The 19,547-nt window shown below is 42.8% G+C and carries 16 protein-coding genes, 1 tRNA gene and 1 other RNA gene; 5 read left to right on the plus strand and 13 right to left on the minus strand.

The window, feature by feature from the left end; genetic code table 11:
• Nucleotides 1–27 precede the first annotated feature (27 nt).
• The 8 genes from B0682_RS06725 to coaD all read right to left on the minus strand — a co-directional run bounded on the left by B0682_RS06725 (nucleotide 28) and on the right by coaD (nucleotide 5,958).
• Nucleotides 28–1,137, minus strand: a complete 1,110-nt coding sequence (locus B0682_RS06725; protein WP_169832907.1) for a KpsE/RkpR family capsule polysaccharide export protein — start codon at nucleotides 1,135–1,137, stop codon at nucleotides 28–30.
• The gene (locus tag B0682_RS06730) at nucleotides 1,115–1,786 is read right to left on the minus strand and encodes an ABC transporter ATP-binding protein (protein ID WP_078307667.1); all 672 of its coding nucleotides are present in this window, start codon (nucleotides 1,784–1,786) and stop codon (nucleotides 1,115–1,117) included. The genes B0682_RS06725 and B0682_RS06730 overlap by 23 nt, the downstream gene beginning before the upstream one ends.
• An 18-nt stretch (nucleotides 1,787–1,804) precedes the next feature.
• Entirely contained in the window at nucleotides 1,805–2,560 is a 756-nt protein-coding gene (locus B0682_RS06735; RefSeq protein WP_240494911.1) for an ABC transporter permease, read from the minus strand.
• Between the two features lie 240 nt (nucleotides 2,561–2,800).
• Nucleotides 2,801–3,847 carry a hypothetical protein gene (locus B0682_RS06740; RefSeq protein WP_078307669.1) on the minus strand — a complete coding sequence of 349 codons (1,047 nt, stop codon included), beginning with the start codon at nucleotides 3,845–3,847 and terminating at the stop codon, nucleotides 2,801–2,803.
• 607 nt (nucleotides 3,848–4,454) lie between these two features.
• Nucleotides 4,455–4,531, minus strand: a tRNA-Met gene (locus B0682_RS06745).
• 116 nt (nucleotides 4,532–4,647) lie between these two features.
• Nucleotides 4,648–5,015, minus strand: an RNA gene (rnpB, locus tag B0682_RS06750) — RNase P RNA component class A.
• Between the two features lie 56 nt (nucleotides 5,016–5,071).
• Nucleotides 5,072–5,320: a YfhL family 4Fe-4S dicluster ferredoxin gene (locus B0682_RS06755; RefSeq protein ID WP_078307671.1), complete on the minus strand. Its 249-nt coding sequence runs from the start codon at nucleotides 5,318–5,320 to the stop codon at nucleotides 5,072–5,074.
• Nucleotides 5,321–5,418: 98 nt separating this feature from the next.
• Nucleotides 5,419–5,958: a pantetheine-phosphate adenylyltransferase gene (gene coaD, locus B0682_RS06760; RefSeq protein ID WP_078307672.1), complete on the minus strand. Its 540-nt coding sequence runs from the start codon at nucleotides 5,956–5,958 to the stop codon at nucleotides 5,419–5,421.
• Nucleotides 5,959–6,295: 337 nt separating this feature from the next.
• On the opposite strand from coaD, the gene B0682_RS06765 reads away from it, so the two are divergent.
• Nucleotides 6,296–6,862: a hypothetical protein gene (locus tag B0682_RS06765; RefSeq protein ID WP_078307673.1), complete on the plus strand. Its 567-nt coding sequence runs from the start codon at nucleotides 6,296–6,298 to the stop codon at nucleotides 6,860–6,862.
• A 161-nt stretch (nucleotides 6,863–7,023) separates the two neighbouring features.
• Nucleotides 7,024–9,672, plus strand: a complete 2,649-nt coding sequence (topA, locus tag B0682_RS06770; RefSeq protein WP_078307675.1) for a type I DNA topoisomerase — start codon at nucleotides 7,024–7,026, stop codon at nucleotides 9,670–9,672.
• 79 nt (nucleotides 9,673–9,751) lie between these two features.
• Here topA and ettA read toward each other — a convergent pair whose 3' ends face one another.
• Nucleotides 9,752–11,413, minus strand: a complete 1,662-nt coding sequence (gene ettA / locus B0682_RS06775; RefSeq protein WP_078307786.1) for an energy-dependent translational throttle protein EttA — start codon at nucleotides 11,411–11,413, stop codon at nucleotides 9,752–9,754.
• Between the two features lie 474 nt (nucleotides 11,414–11,887).
• On the opposite strand from ettA, the gene B0682_RS06785 reads away from it, so the two are divergent.
• The 3 genes from B0682_RS06785 (at nucleotide 11,888) to B0682_RS06795 (ending at nucleotide 14,230) form a co-directional block, all read left to right on the plus strand.
• Nucleotides 11,888–13,408, plus strand: a complete 1,521-nt coding sequence (locus B0682_RS06785; RefSeq protein ID WP_078307678.1) for a catalase — start codon at nucleotides 11,888–11,890, stop codon at nucleotides 13,406–13,408.
• 193 nt (nucleotides 13,409–13,601) lie between these two features.
• Complete coding sequence (locus tag B0682_RS06790) at nucleotides 13,602–13,874, plus strand: GNAT family N-acetyltransferase (RefSeq protein ID WP_078307679.1); 273 nt, start codon at nucleotides 13,602–13,604, stop codon at nucleotides 13,872–13,874.
• Between the two features lie 41 nt (nucleotides 13,875–13,915).
• Entirely contained in the window at nucleotides 13,916–14,230 is a 315-nt protein-coding gene (locus B0682_RS06795) for a 4a-hydroxytetrahydrobiopterin dehydratase (RefSeq protein ID WP_078307681.1), read from the plus strand.
• A 69-nt stretch (nucleotides 14,231–14,299) separates the two neighbouring features.
• Here the strand turns inward: B0682_RS06795 and B0682_RS06800 are convergent, their stop codons facing one another.
• The 4 genes from B0682_RS06800 to hisF form a co-directional block, all read right to left on the minus strand.
• A complete protein-coding gene (locus B0682_RS06800) occupies nucleotides 14,300–14,611 on the minus strand; it encodes an integration host factor subunit alpha (protein WP_078307682.1) in 312 nt (103 codons plus the stop codon).
• Between the two features lie 170 nt (nucleotides 14,612–14,781).
• Entirely contained in the window at nucleotides 14,782–17,226 is a 2,445-nt protein-coding gene (gene pheT, locus B0682_RS06805; RefSeq protein ID WP_078307684.1) for a phenylalanine--tRNA ligase subunit beta, read from the minus strand.
• Nucleotides 17,227–17,316: 90 nt separating this feature from the next.
• Nucleotides 17,317–18,348 carry a phenylalanine--tRNA ligase subunit alpha gene (gene pheS / locus B0682_RS06810; protein WP_205760116.1) on the minus strand — a complete coding sequence of 344 codons (1,032 nt, stop codon included), beginning with the start codon at nucleotides 18,346–18,348 and terminating at the stop codon, nucleotides 17,317–17,319.
• A 279-nt stretch (nucleotides 18,349–18,627) separates the two neighbouring features.
• A complete protein-coding gene (gene hisF / locus B0682_RS06815) occupies nucleotides 18,628–19,398 on the minus strand; it encodes an imidazole glycerol phosphate synthase subunit HisF (protein WP_078307687.1) in 771 nt (256 codons plus the stop codon).
• Between the last annotated feature and the right edge of the window lie 149 nt (nucleotides 19,399–19,547).

Raw genomic sequence — 19,547 nt, forward strand, 5'->3', positions numbered from 1 at the left:
CTCGTATGATTAAAACTTTATTGTTCATCAGTTACTATGGTCTCGTATTACCGCCATTAGCAAGCGTACAAACCCATAAAATATTAATAATAAGACCAATGATATCCAAACAATATAAGCTTGTCTGGGATATCGTGCTTCTTGTGCTTCATGCGGAGCAGATAAAACAATGAGATTTTTCATTTTTCTAAAGGCTTCAAGACGTGATTTTTCAAGAGAAGACAAAGCAATTTTGTACAATTCAGCAGCAAACTCAACATCTGCCTTAATACTCTCAAACTGTATTGCCTGACGGTTAAGCTTGGTGGTACTAGGCGAAGTTAGTTTGGCTTTTTCTTCTTCAATCTGTGTCTCAACAGAACTGATTTGACTGCGAATGGATACCACTTGTGGGGCATCTGGATTAAGATAACTAAGCAGTTGTCGTTCTTCTGTACGCAAACTTGCCAGCTGTGCCTGTAGCCCCCCAATCAGCTGATTGATGGTTTGCGCATTAATTTGTGGGTCAAATATTTGGTTTTCATTTTGATAAGTAAGTAAAGCTTGTTTGGATTCATCAAGGCGTTCTTTTGCTTCGTCTAATTGGTCTTGAGCAAATTTCAACTGCTCTTGAGCAATATCTTGAGAGATGGCATTCACAAACTGCTCAGATTCCGATAAGATGGCTTGGTTTAAATCCAATGCAAATTTTGGATTAAAGCCTTCGGTACTGACAGTTAGTATATGAGTTTGTTCATCTAAATCAATATGTACTCGACTTTTAAAGTACTCAAGCAACTCTTCTTGGGTAGCATTGGGGTCAATTTCATAGATAGGATCTGAACCATCGATAAAATATGTCTCACGAAAATGAAAACGACTGTCTAACTTTTTAACCATGTCATTGGATAAGATGAACTCAGTCAGATAATTGGCATCTTCGACACTGGTATTATTCGCTCCGAGCAATGCAGCAATTCCTGTACCCATTGGTACTTGTGCCTCGCTGACTTGTTTAACCACTACATTAGATGTGGACACATATCTTGGATGAGCCATCATCAATACATAAACGATGATGAACACCCACGGAATAATCACCAAGCCAATAAATATAGAGAAGCTGATGATTTTTTTATTTTTTGGCTTGATGGACATGATTTTGATACACCTCTATGGCCTCTTTTGTGTCAGTAAATACCTGTGCAGTTTGGTTCATAAGGACAATGCCGATATCACAATTACGTTCAATATCACCTAAGTTGTGTGATACCACCAAAAATCCAGCTTGCTCTCGTCTGGCTTGTAAAATCTCTTCACTGCGTTTTCTAAAGGCGGCATCACCCACCGCCCCCACTTCATCTAGCATATAATAATCAAAATCAAACGCCAAGCTTAAGCCAAAAGTTAAACGGGCCTTCATGCCCGATGAATAGCTCTTAACAGGCATGTCAAAGTACTTACCTATATCAGCAAACTCTCGCACAAAGTTGATTTTTTCGTCAATAAAATCACTGCTGGAATATAAACGGCATACAAACATCACATTTTGGCGCCCTGTCAAACTGCCTTGAAAACCACCTGCCACGCCCACAGGCCACGAAATGGTTGAGTTTGTCCACACCTCGCCACTATCAGGCTTGTCTAAGCCACAAATGATGCGCAACAAAGTAGATTTACCTGCACCATTACGACCGAGCAAACCCACACTTTGTTTATCTTCAATAACTAAGTTCAAATCTTTAAACAAATAATGGCGACCTTTAGAGGTCATAAAAGATTTGGTGATATGATTAACTTTTATCATAAATTACTACTATTGATTTTATCGACTTCTAATCAAATCTTTTTCACATGCTTTATATAACAATAAACCAGTAAAGTTCATACCAATCATCCATTTTAAGAAGTACACCATATCAATATGATAAGCAGGATAGCTTGGAGATATTGCATGACGCATCATTTCAATATTATGAATAAATGGATTCCACAATAAATAATTTAAATAGGGCTTTGGCACAATATGAATAGAATAAATAATACCAGATGCAAAATAAAGAACTGTAAATATCAAGCCAATAATTTTACTAATTTCACCACCATAAAATCCCACAATCATCAAAATCAATGCCAAACCAAACGAAAATAAAAATAAGCTTAACCAAGCAAACAAAACCATATGTAAATTTGCCAAACTAAATGACACACCAAAAAAAGCAAATATCACAAGCAATAATACAAATGTAAAAAAATAAATGACCAACTCAAGAAAAGAACGGGCAAATATTACATCAAAATGCCGAATATGACGATACATAAGTAGACCTTGATTGGCATCAGCCGCCCCCAATGAGCGATTAGCAATACGCAACATCATTTGAAAAGGCACTAAGCCTACTACCAAAAACTGTTTATAATCCATGCCTGGCAATACCCGTTGCATTAATGTACCAAATATCACAAGATACACCATGACTTGAAACAATACTTCCAAAGGTGCCCATAGATATCCCAAGCGGTAACCACCGAAACGAGTCTGCAGCTCACGCATCAAAAGAGCATGGAACGCTGCACCCATGACCTTTAAGCCACTGCGGTGTTTAACAGGACGATAAGGCGGAAGTTGCACAGACATGAATGGCATCTCATCAACAATGGGTAAATTGGCTCAGTATCATAGCATATTTAACCAAAGCTTTTTAGCCATAAATAAAAAAACCTTTCATTTAGAAAGGTTTTTTACCCATTGACTGATTTACTGATGACATCAAACGTTTACTGTATGACGCTTTGTCATCAATGTATCATCAATATATCATTAATGTGTTTCACGACGTGCCACTAATGGTGACGTCAAGCGATACTTGGTGGCAGCATTTTTTGCGCCTGTGATGCTCATCACAAAGGTCAAAATTGTGCTGATCAACCAAAATAAGCCACCATAAAGAGCGGTTTTGCGCGCAGTGTCTTTTGCTGTTTCAATCGCTTGTGACACTTCTGCTTTAGCAGTGTTAATTTTTTCTTCTGTGCTGACACGCACATCGTTATAAGCTTCCACTGCCGTTTGGCGTACATGCAAGGCCTTTTCTTCACTTAAGCCTTGTGCTTGTAATTTGGCAATCAATTCATCACCTTTTAGCGTCTCTTCAATAGACGCAGCACGAGACTTTAGATGCTCATCAAGATTCTGCCATGTGTCAATGTTCGTAAAATCCATTGCTGATAGACTTTGTACTTCACGATTAACCATTTGCTCAATCACACTGGTGGTGGCATCAATCTCAGTATTATCAAGTTCGGTATTTTTAGCAAGCCAGTTTTGAATGTCTTCACGGCTAACCTTACCCATGGCACTTTGATAAGCAGATTCAATGCGAGAGCTGACTTCATTATTTTGTGTGGCTGCTGTACCACCTGCCACTGCCAAACCACCCACACCACTTGCAACTGAACCTACCACACTGGTCGCACCCGATGCTGTACTGGCCACGGCACTTGATGCCCCTGATAAAATATTGGTGGCACTGTTCATCGCACCATAACTGGTCAACAGCACGATACAGGCTGCTGTTAACATGCCTGTTAGTGCCGCATCTTTTGGCAAAATATCTGTGCCATCGCCAAACAGTGCTTCAGGTGCAGATGCTTTGACAGCAAAAAAACCTGCCACATAAGCACTAATCAATGCCGTGATAATGGCATAAATGCCAGCAGCAATGCCTGCACCACGCAAATCAAGGCTTAAAAAAGACCCAACGATAAGCGATATTGCAAGCATAATCATCGTTACCACAAGTCCCATAATAAGACCTGCAAAAATACCCCGCCATGATGGGCGACGTGCTGGAATGGTCTGTATACTCATATGTGATCATCCTTTTGATTGTTGAGTGACGTACTTCCCTTGCTCAAGCAAGGAGCTTCCTACCGCTAGCGTCTGACGTTCCAGACACAAAATACTCTTGGCTGTATTAAGCCAAATTAAGCTACATTGACTATCTTCTGTCATACGTGGCGTTACAAGCACCACAAGCCCATTGTCTTATTTTACAATTTACTCTATCTTTTGGAATACTGTCGGTTATTTTCCACAGCACGAACAAGTTAAAGTTGGTGGAGAATAACGACCTAATTTATATTTTATTTGTTGCCCAAAAAGCAAATTAAAGTAAATCATAAGCGTTGCTTATCATACTGATTAATTTTGATTTTCTTGTTAAGATTTAGCCAATTAATTGTATGTTAAATATTAATGTATGTTATGTTAAGTAACTGGTCAATTGCTGTGCATACAACAACAATTGACGATGGCCACTTACCAAAAGCTTATGATCAAAAATCTTATGATAGAAAATGATGGGCATAAAAAACCACCCTACGCATAGGATGGCACAATAATAAAACAATGTTTAAATAACACAATCAATTTAAATAAAATAACATCATCAATAAAATCAATATGCTGACTGATATGGTGGCGATGGAGAGACTTGAACTCTCGACCTCACGATTATGAGTCGTGCGCTCTAACCAGCTGAGCTACATCGCCAAAAATCTGAGCAAATTCGCTTCACTTTTAATTAAGGTGGGTATTATGCCCAAGCCATGCCTGTCCGTCAAGCCCAAACTGGCATAAATTCCAAAATTAAGTTTCATGATAAATAATTGGTTGGCAAACCGATAAGCCGGGTTCTGTCATGGACGAACATTCATCTAGGCGTATCGTTACCAATACGCTCAAGCAACCTACCCGTGTCCAACGCGGGCAACGCCATACGGACACCTATTTGGTCTTGCTACGAGTGGAGTTTACCTTGCCATGAGCTGTTACCAGTCATGCGGTGGGCTCTTACCCCACCCTTTCACCCTTACCCCGCTACGTCACAGACATGGCGGGGCGGTCTGCTCTCTGTTGCACTAGTCGTCGGCTTACACCGCCCAGCCGTTAGCTGGCACTCTGCCCTATGTAGCCCGGACTTTCCTCCCTACCGCTTGATGTCATCGTACGGCACAGCGTTCGTCTGGTCTGCCAAGACATCTATTATACTGGCTTTAACACTCACCGTCATGCTTTATTTGCCAGTCGGCTTTATTTGCCAGTCAGTCGTTTAAATTTTGCCATCAGCTCATCTTGAGTTTCAGCATAATCAGGGTCTTTGGGAATACAATCAACAGGACAAATCAGCGCACATTGTGGTTTGTCATGATGCCCAACACATTCGGTACACAGATTGGGATTAATTTCATAAATCAGCTCACCCATATAAATGGCATCATTGGGACAGACAGGCTCGCAGACATCACAGTTGATACATTCATCAGTGATTTTTAATGCCATAGATGACCTCTTATAAAACACGATTTAAAGCATGCTTTTTGTTCAGATGCTTTTTGTTGTTGAGACATTTTTTATTCAGACATTTTGCGTTAGGTTGCTTATTGTTGCAACTTTTGGGCAAATGCCATTTGCACACAGTCAGGGACAAATTGGCTCACATCACCGCCAAGTTTTGCCACTTCTCGCACCAAAGTAGATGACAAATATGAATGGTCTTGTGATGGCATTAAAAATACCGCTTCAAACTCATCATCTAGCTGACGGTTCATATTAGCAAGCTGAAACTCATATTCAAAATCAGACACTGCCCGCAACCCTCTTAACACCGCTGTCGCTCCCTGCTCACGCATGAACGTCACCAACAGCCCTTCAAAACCCACCACCGACACATTGGCATACTCGGCAAACGCCGTATTCACAAATCCAATGCGTTCTTCTAAGCTAAATGTGGGGCGTTTATGATGCCCTGCTGCCACCGCAATCACCACTTCATCAAACAGTTTGTTGGCTCTTAATACCAAATCGATGTGCCCATTGGTAATGGGGTCAAACGTGCCTGGATACAGCACTTTGGTATAAATAGGCTTGGTATCATCATTGGTATCATTATCATTGATATCATTGCTGGATTGGTTCATACAATGGCTCTGCTAAAATGGCTCTGCCTAAAAATAAAACACTTCAACATGCACAACACAACAACAAAAAATGGCGTTGTCGTTAAAACATGCCATGACAATTTGCAAAATTATAGCAAATATCACACTGGCGGTCTTTTTCTGTTATGCTATTAAAAAACATCGCATTAAAACGCATGATGACACACATGGCCACCATAACCACGTGGTGGCATTGATACGTTTGATTCCACGTTGTTTGATGCCACATTTTAGTCATTATGTTTGTGCATCATTTTTATCGTTTATGTTTATCGTTCATTGTGTTTAGTCATCGCCATAAAAGGAAAGGTATTTTATGGGTCTGTGGATCAGCATTGGCATTGTGCTGTTTGTGGTTGGTAGCATCATGGCACTAAAACCCAGTGGCGTAGAACAACGCCTTGATAAATTGCGTATGGGAGCAAGACAAGTTGGGTTAAACCCCAAATTGGTCGCTTGCCCTAACTGGCTGAGGGGGAGAAATGACGAGCTTGGCAAGGGCATGGTGGGGCAATATGGTTTATTGATAGACGGCGTTACTTTGCCACACAGCCGTTATCAAAACATCGACGGACAATGGCGAGTACTGATTGACAATACCCTGACAGGCAATCATGACAATCATCAAATAACTAAAAACACAATTTATGACCAGCAGTTATTTGTGTTGGATAAAACTGCCATTGATTTGCCTGATGTGATTGCCAACCATAGCAAAGGGCTTGAGACAAAAGCCAATCACATCGTACTGTATTGGCAAGATGATGCCTATGTTAAGCCCATCAGCAACCCCACTTATCATGCCAATGCCATCGAATCGGACATGCTTGCCATCAAAACAGCATTACAAACTTGGGCAAAGGTTATAAACCAAGCCCTTTAAGTCAAGCCATTTGACTGATATGGCAGTCAAAGCAAATTGTTCGCCATAGACCATTTTAAAAAATTTCTTGAAAATTCTGGTTGACAGCATCATTAAAACCAAGGTAGCTTTTAAAAGCTTTTTCCCATACCCAACTGACCACTCGGTAAAATTTGACCCTTATGCCAACAAATACCAAACAAAAATCTAGCACAAAACCAACCACTTCTGCCAAAGGCAAATCTTTGGTGATTGTCGAATCGCCCGCTAAAGCCAAAACCATTAATAAATATCTGGGCAGTGACTACATCGTTTGCTCAAGCGTAGGGCATGTGCGAGACTTGCCCACCAGTGGGGGTAAAAAAAACAGCCAATCTAAAGCCAACGACAGCCTCAGCAAAAATCTTACCAAAGAAGAAAAAGCCCACCAAGCCTTGGTCAGACGCATGGGCATTGACCCTGAACATGACTGGCAAGCAGTTTATGAAGTGTTGCCAAACAAGACCAAAGTCATCAAGGAACTCAAATCACTCGCCAAGCATGCCGACACCATTTATCTGGCAACCGACTTAGACAGAGAAGGTGAAGCAATCGCATGGCATTTAAAAGAAGTCATCGGTGGCAGTGATGACAAGTATCAACGAGTGGTGTTTAACGAAATCACCAAATCCGCCATTCAAAATGCCTTTAAGCACCCCACCAAGCTTAACACTGACCGTGTCAATGCCCAACAAGCTCGCCGTTTCTTAGATAGGGTGGTTGGGTTTATGGTATCACCCTTATTGTGGCAAAAAATCGCTCGGGGCTTATCAGCAGGGCGTGTGCAATCGGTTGCCACTCGTTTGGTGGTTGAGCGAGAGCATGACATCAGAGCTTTTATCCCAGAAGAATATTGGCAAATCCATGCCGATACCCATCGTAAAACTGGCAAAAATGCCACTGCCATACGCTTAGAAGCCATCAAACAAGCAGGTAAACCCCTAACACTTGGCAACAAAGAACAAACCGATGCCGTGTTAGCCATACTAAAAAAAGCCGATTACGTGGTTAAAGAGCGAGAAGAAAAACCCACACAGTCCAAGCCGTCGGCCCCTTTTATCACCTCAACGCTACAACAAGCCGCCAGCACTCGCTTGGGATTTTCGGTCAAAAAAACCATGATGCTGGCACAACGACTGTACGAAGCAGGTCACATCACCTACATGCGTACCGACTCAACATTTTTATCCGCCGATGCGTTAGCTGGTGTCAGAGACTATATCCAAGCCAATTTTGGCGACAAATATCTGACCGACAAACCCAACTTTTATGGCAACAAACAAAATGCCCAAGAAGCTCATGAGGCCATTCGCCCATCTGATGTCAAAGTCAAATCCACTCAGCTAAAAGGCATGGAGCGAGATGCCAGCCGATTATATGAACTGATTTGGCGACAGTTTGTGGCGTGTCAAATGCCCCCTGCCAGATACCAATCAGTAACGCTATTGGTTACAGCAGATGACATTGAGCTCAAGGCTCGTGGACGCACCATGACCTTTGACGGCCATACTAAAATTCAACCCCCTGCTAAAAATGACGACACCTTATTGCCTGAAGTCCAAGCAGGCGAACAGCTGATACTAGACAAACTTGACCCCAGCCAGCACTTTACCAAGCCCCCTGCACGCTACACAGAAGCCAGTCTGGTCAAAGAATTAGAAAAACGTGGCATCGGTCGCCCATCTACCTATGCTGCCATCATCTCCACCATACAAGACCGTGGCTATGTCAAGCTAGAAAACAAACGCTTATTTGCCGAAAAAATGGGCGATATCGTTACCAATCGCTTGATTCATAGTTTCCCTGATTTGATGGATTATGCCTTTACCGCAGGGTTAGAAGACAAGCTTGATGACGTTGCCGAAGGGGACAAAGAATACAAAACAGTGCTTGATGAATTCTATGGCGATTTTAAAAACAAACTAGAACACGCCAAACAGCCTAACGGCATGAGACCCAATGACCCCACCGATGTGCCAGACGTGCATTGTGATTTGTGTGGTCGCCCCATGCAACTGAGAACTGGCTCAACAGGCGTATTTTTGGGCTGTACTGGTTACAACCTACCGCCAAAAGAACGCTGTAAAGGCACAAAAAACTTGATGCCTGTCGAAGCCTTTAATCTGCTGGCAGATGCAGACGATGACACCGCTGAAGTCAAAGACTTAATGGAGAAAAAACGCTGTCCCAAATGTGGCACTGCCATGAATGGCTACATCGTCGATGGCGGATTAAAGTTGCACATCTGTGGTAACAACCCTGACTGTGATGGCCATGTACTCGAAGAAGGCAAATTTGAAGTCCCCGGTAGCGATGCACCCACCATCGACTGCGACAAATGTAACGGACAAATGGCACTAAAAACTGGTCGCTTTGGTCCTTATTTTGCTTGCCAAAAATGCGACAACACTCGCAAAGTACTCAAAAATGGCGAACCTGCTCCGCCACGCATGGACCCCATTGACCTGCCTCAGCTTAAATCCAATAAACACGATGACCACTTTATCTTACGTGAAGGGGCAGCGGGGCTATTTTTAGCGGCATCTAAATTTCCTAAAATCCGAGAAACCCGCCCACCCAAACTTGCCGAACTGCGTGGCGTTCAATCACAAATGGAAGATAAATTTCAATATCTGTTCACTGCTCCAGACACTGACCCAGATGATAACCCCACCATTTTGCGTTGGTCTCGCAAAAACCAAGAACAATACATCGGCTCAGAAAATTCCAAGACAGGCAAAGCCACCAAATTCACCCTTGTGTATCGTCAAGGTAAATGGATTGAAGAGTGACATGATGGCTAATGGGTTATTGGCAGTTAATTTTGACAATTAATTTTTCATGTCAATAAGATTAATTGCCAATCTTACATTAATTACCAATCTTACGATGTTTCACACGCTTGGGCGTGGCATCATCGCCCAACTGTTTCTTACGGTAGGCTTCATATTCTGAATAGTTCCCATCAAACCAAACTGGACCTTCTTCTTCAAATGCCAAAATGTGCGTGGCAATGCGGTCTAAGAACCAACGGTCATGCGACACCACCATGACCGTGCCAGGAAATACCTCCACTGCTTCTTCTAAAGCACGCAAAGTCTCAACATCAAGGTCATTTGATGGCTCATCGAGCAACAAGACATTCGCCCCTTGTTTTAAGGTTTTGGCAAGTTGCAAACGATTACGCTCACCCCCTGATAAGCTCCCCACTCGTTTTTGTTGGTCTTGCCCTTTAAAGTTAAAGCGTCCAATATAAGCACGGCTAGGTGTGGTGTATTCACCAACGGTAATCATGTCCAAACCGTCAGAAACCTCTTCCCATACGGTTTTATTGTCGTCAAGCTCATCACGCACTTGCCCAACATAAGCGACTTTCACACTCTCACCCAATTCAACTGAGCCTGAGTCTGGCATGTCTTTGCCAGTAATCATATTAAATAATGTGGTCTTACCCGCTCCGTTAGGACCGATAATACCAACTATCGCCATCGGTGGCACAACAAAGCTTAGGTTTTCGTATAACAAACGATCGCCAAAAGATTTTGAGATGTTATTAACTTCAATGACTTTATTGCCCAAACGGGGTCCTGGTGGAATATAAATTTCGGCAGTTTCGTTGCGTTGCTGGAATTCTTTTGAGTTCAATTCTTCAAAGCGTTGCAGACGAGATTTGGACTTGGCTTGCTGTCCTTTTTGGTTTTTGCGAACCCATTCCAACTCTTTTTTTAAGGCTTTAGCAAAGGCTTCTTCTTGCTTTTGTTGCTCTTCTAGGCGTTTATTTTTTTGTTCAAGCCATTCGGTATAGTTGCCTTGGTAAGGATAACCATGACCACGATCAAGCTCAAGTATCCATTGGGCAACATTATCTAAAAAATATCGATCGTGGGTAATCGCTACAATTGTGCCAGAATAGTCATGCAAAAAATGCTCAAGCCAAGCGACACTTTCGGCATCTAAGTGGTTGGTTGGCTCATCAAGCAACAACATATCAGGCTTAGACAACAGCAGACGACACAGGGCAACACGGCGTTTTTCACCGCCTGATAACTTGCTGACATCTGCGTCCCAAGGTGGTAGACGCAAGGCATCGGCAGCTTTTTCGAGTTGGGTATTTAGGTTGTGAGCGTCCCAAGCAGTGATGATGTCTTCCATTTTGCCTTGCTCTTCTGCCAGTTTGTCAAAATTGGCATCTGGCAGCGCATATTCACCATAGATTTCATTAAGGCGGTCTAAAGCATCTAAAGCTTCACGCACACCATCTTCCACATTACCACGCACGTCTTTATTTGGGTCAAGTTGTGGCTCTTGTGGCAGATAGCCCACTTTAATGCCAGGTTGTGGACGAGCTTCTCCTGAATAATCAGTATCAACCCCTGCCATGATGCGTAATAAGGTGGATTTACCCGCCCCATTCAAACCCAAAACACCAATTTTTGCTCCTGGGAAGAAGGATAAATTGATGTTTTTAAGAATTTCACGCTTGGGTGGAATGAGTTTTGACACATTGTTCATGGTGTAAATGTATTGAGCCATAAGTATGTTACCTATTTGCATTCGGTTATATTTTATTTGGTCATCATCAATTTTAGTCATCATCAATGTTTTAGATACCAAGACATATTGTTGATGACATTCGCTGTTATGACATTCGCTGTTATGACATTCGCTGTTATGACATTGTTGCTATTATTACATTGTTACCAAGCAAGAGCAATCTTTTACAGATGGATTGAGTCTTGTATGTTTAAAAAAACAAATCTAATTTATGAAATAATTAAATTTTTCAAATTCATAATAAATAACTATAATAAAAGTATGGCATTGCTCATGTATCAAGTTTATCAACAGCTTTATTAAAAGTTTTTATTAATGAAAAGTCTTTATTAATAAAAAGGTGCGTGAGAAAGTTATGTAAAAAATTACGTAAAAAAGTTACGTGAGCTTGTCTACATCGATAGACCCAACATGATAAAACTTAAAGTCATGAAACCTAAAGTGGAGAACACCATGCAAAATATGAAATGCCCTTATGACCATACCAACTTGACCATGAGTAATGGCGCGCCTGTTATTGACAACCAAAATTCAATGACCGCAGGTGCAAGAGGGCCGCTGCTTGCCCAAGATTTATGGCTCAACGAAAAACTTGCCGACTTTGCCCGTGAGGTCATTCCAGAACGTCGCATGCACGCCAAAGGTTCAGGGGCATTTGGCACATTCACGGTAACCCACGACATCACCCAATACACTCGTGCTAAGATTTTTAGCGAAGTGGGCAAAAAAACTGAGATGTTCGCTCGTTTTACCACCGTGGCAGGTGAGCGGGGGGCGGCTGATGCTGAGCGTGATATTCGTGGTTTTGCCTTAAAATTTTATACCGAAGAGGGTAATTGGGACATGGTGGGTAATAACACGCCTGTTTTCTTTTTAAGAGACCCAAAAAAATTCCCTGATTTAAATAAAGCGGTCAAACGAGACCCACGCACCAACATGCGTTCTGCCACCAATAACTGGGATTTTTGGACACTACTGCCAGAGGCGTTTCATCAGGTTACCATTGTGATGAGCGACCGTGGCATTCCTAAATCTTACCGTCATATGCACGGCTTTGGCTCGCACACTTATAGTTTTATCAATGCTGATAATGAACGCTTTTGGGTCAAATTTCACTTTCGCACCCAACAAGGCATTGAAAATCTAACCGATGCCGAAGCTGAAATGGTGGTTGGTAAAGACCGTGAGAGCAATCAGCGTGATTTGTTTGATGCCATTGAGCGTGGCGATTTCCCAAAATGGACAATGTATGTGCAAATCATGCCAGAAACCGATGCCCAAACTGTGCCTTATCACCCATTTGATTTAACCAAAGTGTGGCCAAAAGGCGACTATCCGCTCATTGAAGTGGGTGAGTTTGAGTTAAATAAAAACCCTGAAAACTTCTTTTTAGATGTTGAACAATCCGCTTTTGCCCCAAGCAACCTAGTCCCGGGTATCAGTGTGTCCCCTGACCGCATGCTTCAAGCACGCCTATTTAACTATGCTGATGCCCAGCGTTATCGCTTGGGTGTCAATCGTAACCAAATTCCAGTGAATGCCCCACGCTGTCCTGTGTACTCAAACCAAAGAGATGGACAAGGGCGAGTGGGTGATAATTATGGCGGACGACCACATTATGAACCAAACAGCTTTGGACAATGGCAAGACCAGCCACACTTGGCAGAACCAGCATTAAAAATTCATGGCGATGCTAAGTTTTGGGATTATCGTGAGAATGATGATGATTATTTTAGCCAACCCAGAGCCTTGTTTGAGTTGATGAGCGATGAGCAAAAACAGGCGTTGTTTGGTAATACGGCTCGTGCGATGGGCGATGCCCCTGATTTTATTAAATACCGCCATATCCGTAATTGCGATAAATGCCACCCTGATTATGCCATGGGTGTGGCCAAAGCGTTAGGCCTTACGGTTGAAGATGCCAAAAATGCCCGTGAGACCGACCCTGCTCGCCATCTGCCCAGCTTTTTATAAGCCATTGGTCATTCTTTGGTCATTGATAACAGGTTAAATCAATGACCAATCATAAATATCAAACAATAACAGCCACCTAAATCACAACATTAGGTGGCTTTTTATCAAGCGTCTTCAATGGTTGAAACACTGGGTTACAAAGAAGTATAATCAAATATGAATCGAAAGAAAGCCACCATTTAAGGACATGAACATGACCGACATCACGCACAACCACCAAGCCAACCGTTTTGAGCTTATCCAAGATGGTCAAACTGCTTATATCAGCTATCAAGCATCAGACGATACTTTGACATATGACCATACCATCGTGCCTGACTTATTAAGCGGTCAAGGTATTGGCTCACAACTGGTCAAACATGCCCTTGATTATGCTGATGAACAAAACAAAAAAATAATCCCACACTGTTCGTTTGTCGCTCACTATATCAACAAGCACCCCAAATATCAAAAATTACTCAAATAACCCACCAACCCACAATAAAAGCAATGCCTTGGAGTTCCTTTATGAGCCACTTAACCGATGACCAAGTTGCCTTACAATTACAAGATTTAATGGGTTGGGTCAAAGACGGTAATGCCATCAGCATTACCTATCAATTTGCTGACTTTGTGCAAGCCATCAGCTTTATGACCGAAGTGGCATTTTATGCCGAAAGTTTGGGGCATTATCCCAATTGGCATCATCATTATAATTTGGTAAAAATACAACTCACCACCCACGATGTCAATGGCATCACCAGTCATGACATTCGATTGGCAAAAAAAATGCACGACATCGCTCGCACCAAGCGACTGGCAAATGAAGCAAGCGTTGATTGACACTTACTTACAAGCACATGTACTTACAAGCACATGCAATGATGGGGTTGGCTAATAAGGTTTAATGGGTTATTGACCAATCACCTGCTCATCAATACACTGGTCAATACATGTGCGTAATTTTTGCCCAGCTCTAAAAGTTACCACACGCCGAGCTGAAATGGTGACTTCTTCGCCCGTTTTCGGATTCCGCCCCCGTCTGGGCGTTTTGTCTTTTAGCTCAAAATTACCAAAACCAGACAGACGTATGTCTTTGCCTTCAATCAAAATCTCTGCCATCTGTTCAAACACTGTGTTCACCACACAACGGGCTTCTTGCTTGGTCAGACCTTGCTCAGACATCAAGCTTTCAATCAAGTCCATCTTTGTTAGGGTGCCCATGTTAGGATATCCATGTTTGACTTTGATTACTCTGTTTTTTGCTCTGTTTGCTCTGTTTGCTCTGTTTTTTGCTCTGCTTTATCATTGATATGTTGCCATATGTTAATTGCCATGATGTTGCTTATCAAAAGTTAATATCAACCTTGCAAAAAGTTAATGCAAGGTTAAGGTTAGCTGTCTCGCAACACTGCTTGATGCTCTTTTATCAACGCTTCCACAACGGTTTGTGTTAAGGTGGCTACTGACACATCATCTAGCGTATTATTGATGTCTTGATACACTAAGGCAAACGCCAATGAACGTTGCCCTGTTGGCACATGTTCACCTGCGTAAACATCAAATAACCAAGAATCCACCAACAATTCTCCTGCTGACTGTCTGATGGTGTCAGTTAATGACTGTAAGGCAATGTCTGCATTCACTAAGATGGCAATATCACGCCGTACTTGGGGAAATTTGCTTAAAGGAGTGATGTGGATGGTGTCTTTGCCAAACTCAATCAATGCATCACTTGCCAGCTGTGCCACCCATGTGGTTGGTAAATCCAGAGCATTGGCAATGCTTGGGTGTAGCTGTCCTAACCACCCAATCGCTTGACCATTCACATAGATATCGGCACTCTGCCCTGGGTGCAAAAATGCCCACTGGCTACGTTGATACATCAGACGTGATGATGTTTCACCATTGTGGCCAGCACCAACATTAACCCAGTTGTTGGGAAGTAGACGCTCAATGTCATGTTTTAAATCAAAAAAATCCATCGTACGGCTGGTGTTCATGGACGCATTGCGTTCTGATTCTGCCGTACCAACCGCCACCAAGGCAATGCTTGGCGTTTGCTTCAACTGTGCCACATTCGAACCGACAAAAGTGAGTCCAGTTTCAAAAAGACGCACTCGTGATTGTTGGCGATTTAGATTAAACTGCACACTTGGCAGTAGGCTAGACAACAAAGTACGACGCATCACCGCCAAATCACTTGAAATTGGATTGGCAAGTGTCAGCATCGCTCCTAAATCATCATCATTGAGTGTTTGCTCAAGCTTGGCATCACTAAAACTAAACGTCACCGCTTCGGCATATCCTGCTTCAACCAAACGCATCTTTAAGTCAAACAACCGATCATCATGGTCATCATATCGCATGTTAACCATCAGCCTAGGCAACTGATTGCTGATGTTGTCATAACCATGAATGCGAGCAATCTCTTCAATCAAATCTTCTGGCAAGCTCAAATCATAACGCCAAGATGGTGGCGTGCATTGCAGATGGGTTTTGTTGTCTGTCACAATAAGCCCAAGTTGCTTTAAAATTCGCTCAATTTCTGAGCGCTCAATATCAACGCCAAGCAATTTTTGTACTTGCTCTAATCTTAAATCAATGGCAAGTCGCTTGGGCAGTTTATCTTGCACTTTAACTTCACTCACCACACCAAGTTGACCGCCAGCAATGTCTTTGAGTAATTGGACTGCTCGTGATAATGCCATCTGTGGCAACTCAAAGTCTACGCCCCGCTCAAAGCGTTGTGACGCATCGGTGTGCAAACCAAAGCGACGAGCCCGCCCTGCAACTGCCAATGGGGCAAAAAATGCACTTTCTAGCACCACATTGGTGGTGGTGTCTGTTACGGCAGTACGTTTGCCCCCCATGATACCAGCCAAGGCAATCGCTCCTTTATCATCAGCTATCACCAACTCATCGCCTGTCAATGTGATGTCATCGTCATTGAGTAAAGTCAGACGTTCTTGCGGTTTGGCAAGACGTACCACGATTTGTCCGTTAATTTGGTCTTTATCAAAAGCATGTAGAGGCTGACCCAGCTCCATCAACACATAGTTGGTAACATCTACCAAAAAGTTATGTGTGCGAAACCCAGACTGCAACAAGGCATCTAGCATCCATTTTGGGGTGGCAACATCACGGTCAATATTCAGCACAGGCTGTGCCAAATATAGGGGGCATTGCTCAATTGCCATCACTTGCACATCTTGGGCATCAGGTAGGATTGGCGTTAGGGTGGTGATTTTGGGAACAATCAATGGTAAATTATTAATCACTGCAAGCTCTCGAGCAATGCCACGCACGCTAAAACAATCACCACGGTTGGGCGTGATAGAAATGTCCAGCACTTGGTTATCTAAGCCCAAATACTCACGAATATCCATGCCAACAGGGGCATCATCTGGCAGGCGCAACAGACCATCTACCCCATCATCGCAATCTATCTCACTGCCACCACACAGCATGCCTTGTGATTCAACGCCACGAAGTTTGGATTTTTTGATTTGAAAGGGTTTGCCATTTGATCCATCTGGATTGGGTAATTGTGCACCAATGGTTGCCAAAGGGGCTTTCATGCCCACCTGCACATTGGGAGCTCCGCAAACAATTTGTACTTGCTCACTGCCTGTATTGACTTGTGCAACCTTTAGTTTATCAGCATTTGGGTGTGGTTCAACACTGATGACCTCAGCCACCACCACACCATTAAAATCTTTGGCAACGGCATATTTATCATCAACTTCCAACCCAGCCATGGTCAGCTGTTCGGCTAAGGCATCACCATCAATATTGGGACTCACCCACTGGCGTAACCAGTTTTCACTAATTTTCATCGTTGAGTTTCTCTAAATTTGTTCATTTTAAGATAATTATTTAAGGTGATTGTTTAAGGTGATTGTTTAAGGTGATTATCCTTTTAAACACTAAGCAAACTGCCTTAAAAATCTTAAGTCATTTTGATAAAACAATCGTAAGTCATCAATGCCATAATACAGCATGGCAAATCGCTCAATGCCCATACCAAAGGCAAAGCCTGAATACATATCTGAATCAATGCCACAATTTTTTAACACTTGCGGATGCACCATGCCACAGCCCATCACCTCTAACCATTTGCCACTGGCAGATAAAATATCCACCTCCGCTGATGGTTCGGTAAATGGGAAAAACGACGGACGAAAACGCACACTGACTTCTTTGGCAAAAAAGGCATTCAAAAATTCATGAATAACCCCTTTTAACTCAGCAAAGTTACTGTTTTCACTCACCATTAAGCCCTCAAGCTGATGAAACATCGGTGAATGTGTTTGGTCATAATCATGACGATACACACGCCCAGGGCAAATGATGCGAATGGGCGGTGTGCTGTTTTGCATTGTGCGTATCTGTACGTTACTGGTATGGGTGCGTAACAAATAATGGGCATCAAAATAAAAGGTATCGTGCATGGCACGAGCAGGGTGATGCTCAGGAATGTTCAATGCCTCAAAATTATAATAGTCATTCTCCACTTCAGGGCCTGTCGCCACGCTAAAGCCTGCTTGCTTAAAAAACTGTTGCATGCGTCTGGCAGTCAGCGTGATGGGGTGTAATTGTCCACGTTCACGCCCACGAGCTGGCAGTGTGATGTCCACGCTTTCTTGCGTTAATTTACGTTGTAAGGTAATGGCATCTAGTGTTTGTTTTTGTTCATCAAGTGCTTGCTGAATGTCGCTGCGTAGCTGATGTAACCATTGTCCATAGTTTTTTTTGTCATCAGCAGACAGCTTGCCCATTTGTTTTGACCATGTGGTGATATGGCTTTTTTTACCTGTCAATATGACACGCACTGTTTGCAAATCCTGTGGATTGGTTGTTGTGTTAATCAAAACTTGAGCATCTTGGCTAAATTTATCAAACTGCTCTTGATTTAAATCGGTCAAGGTATCGGAATATGCTTCTAATGAATTGGTCATGGTGTTGGTCATAAAATGGCATCGGTTCAGTGAATAAAACTTAAATGTATAAAACTTAACGTATAAAAATGGCGTATGAAAAAAATAGCGTGTAAAAAACTGGCGATAAAAAACGGATAATCCGCTATTTTAAAGCGTTCAACTAGGAATGTAAATGTACGTTACAAGATATGTAACAATATGTAACCATGTATGTTACCGTATCAAACAAACTCATAAATAGACTAAAAAAAGCGTGGAATGATTGTCAACTAACAGCGGTCAATTAACGACGGTCAACTACAATCGCATTGGTATGCCTTGTTTTGCCATAAAGCGTTTGGCTTCGCCCACTGTGAATTCGCCAAAATGAAAGATACTGGCCGCTAATACGGCATCTGCACCACCTTGTATGATGCCATCTGCCAGATGTTGCAAATTACCCACACCGCCTGAAGCAATCACAGGGACAGTCACACTGTCGGTGATGGCTTGCATCAACATCAAGTCATAGCCTTGGCGTGTGCCATCACCGTCCATGCTGGTGATGAGTATCTCACCTGCCCCAAGCTGTGCCATCTTGCTTGCCCATTGAACCGCATCAATGCCTGTGGCTTTGCGTCCGCCATGGGTAAAAATCTCCCAACGGGGTTGCTGGTTTATGTCGCTTACCCGTTTGGCATCTATTGCCACCACAATACATTGACTGCCAAAACGGTCAGCTGCTTCACCAACAAAGTCAGGGGTAAATACGGCAGCTGAATTAATCGCCACTTTATCCGCTCCAGCATTGAGTAGAGTGCGAATGTCCACCATTTGGCGCACACCACCGCCCACGGTCAGCGGTACAAAAACCGTTTGAGCCATTCGTTCAACCGTATGGTAAGTGGTATCACGTCCGTGGTGGGTGGCGGTGATGTCCAAAAAAGTAATCTCGTCCGCCCCTTGTTCATCATAACGCTTGGCAACTTCCACAGGGTCACCTGCGTCTTTAATGTCAATAAATTGTACGCCTTTGACCACACGACCGTTGTCAACATCTAGGCAGGGAATAATGCGTTTGGCTAGCATGGGTATCTCAAACTGTTTTAGGTTGTTTTGACATACTCCCACCACCAAACCTAGCGGTTATGGTAGGGGAATTCTTGCGACCCATAGCAACCCCAACTTAGATTGAGTTGCTACCTTTCGTCATGCCACCATCGCTGAATAGTATCGGC

This window comes from Lwoffella lincolnii (assembly GCF_002014765.1).
GTDB classification, from domain to species: Bacteria; Pseudomonadota; Gammaproteobacteria; order Pseudomonadales; family Moraxellaceae; genus Psychrobacter; species Psychrobacter lincolnii.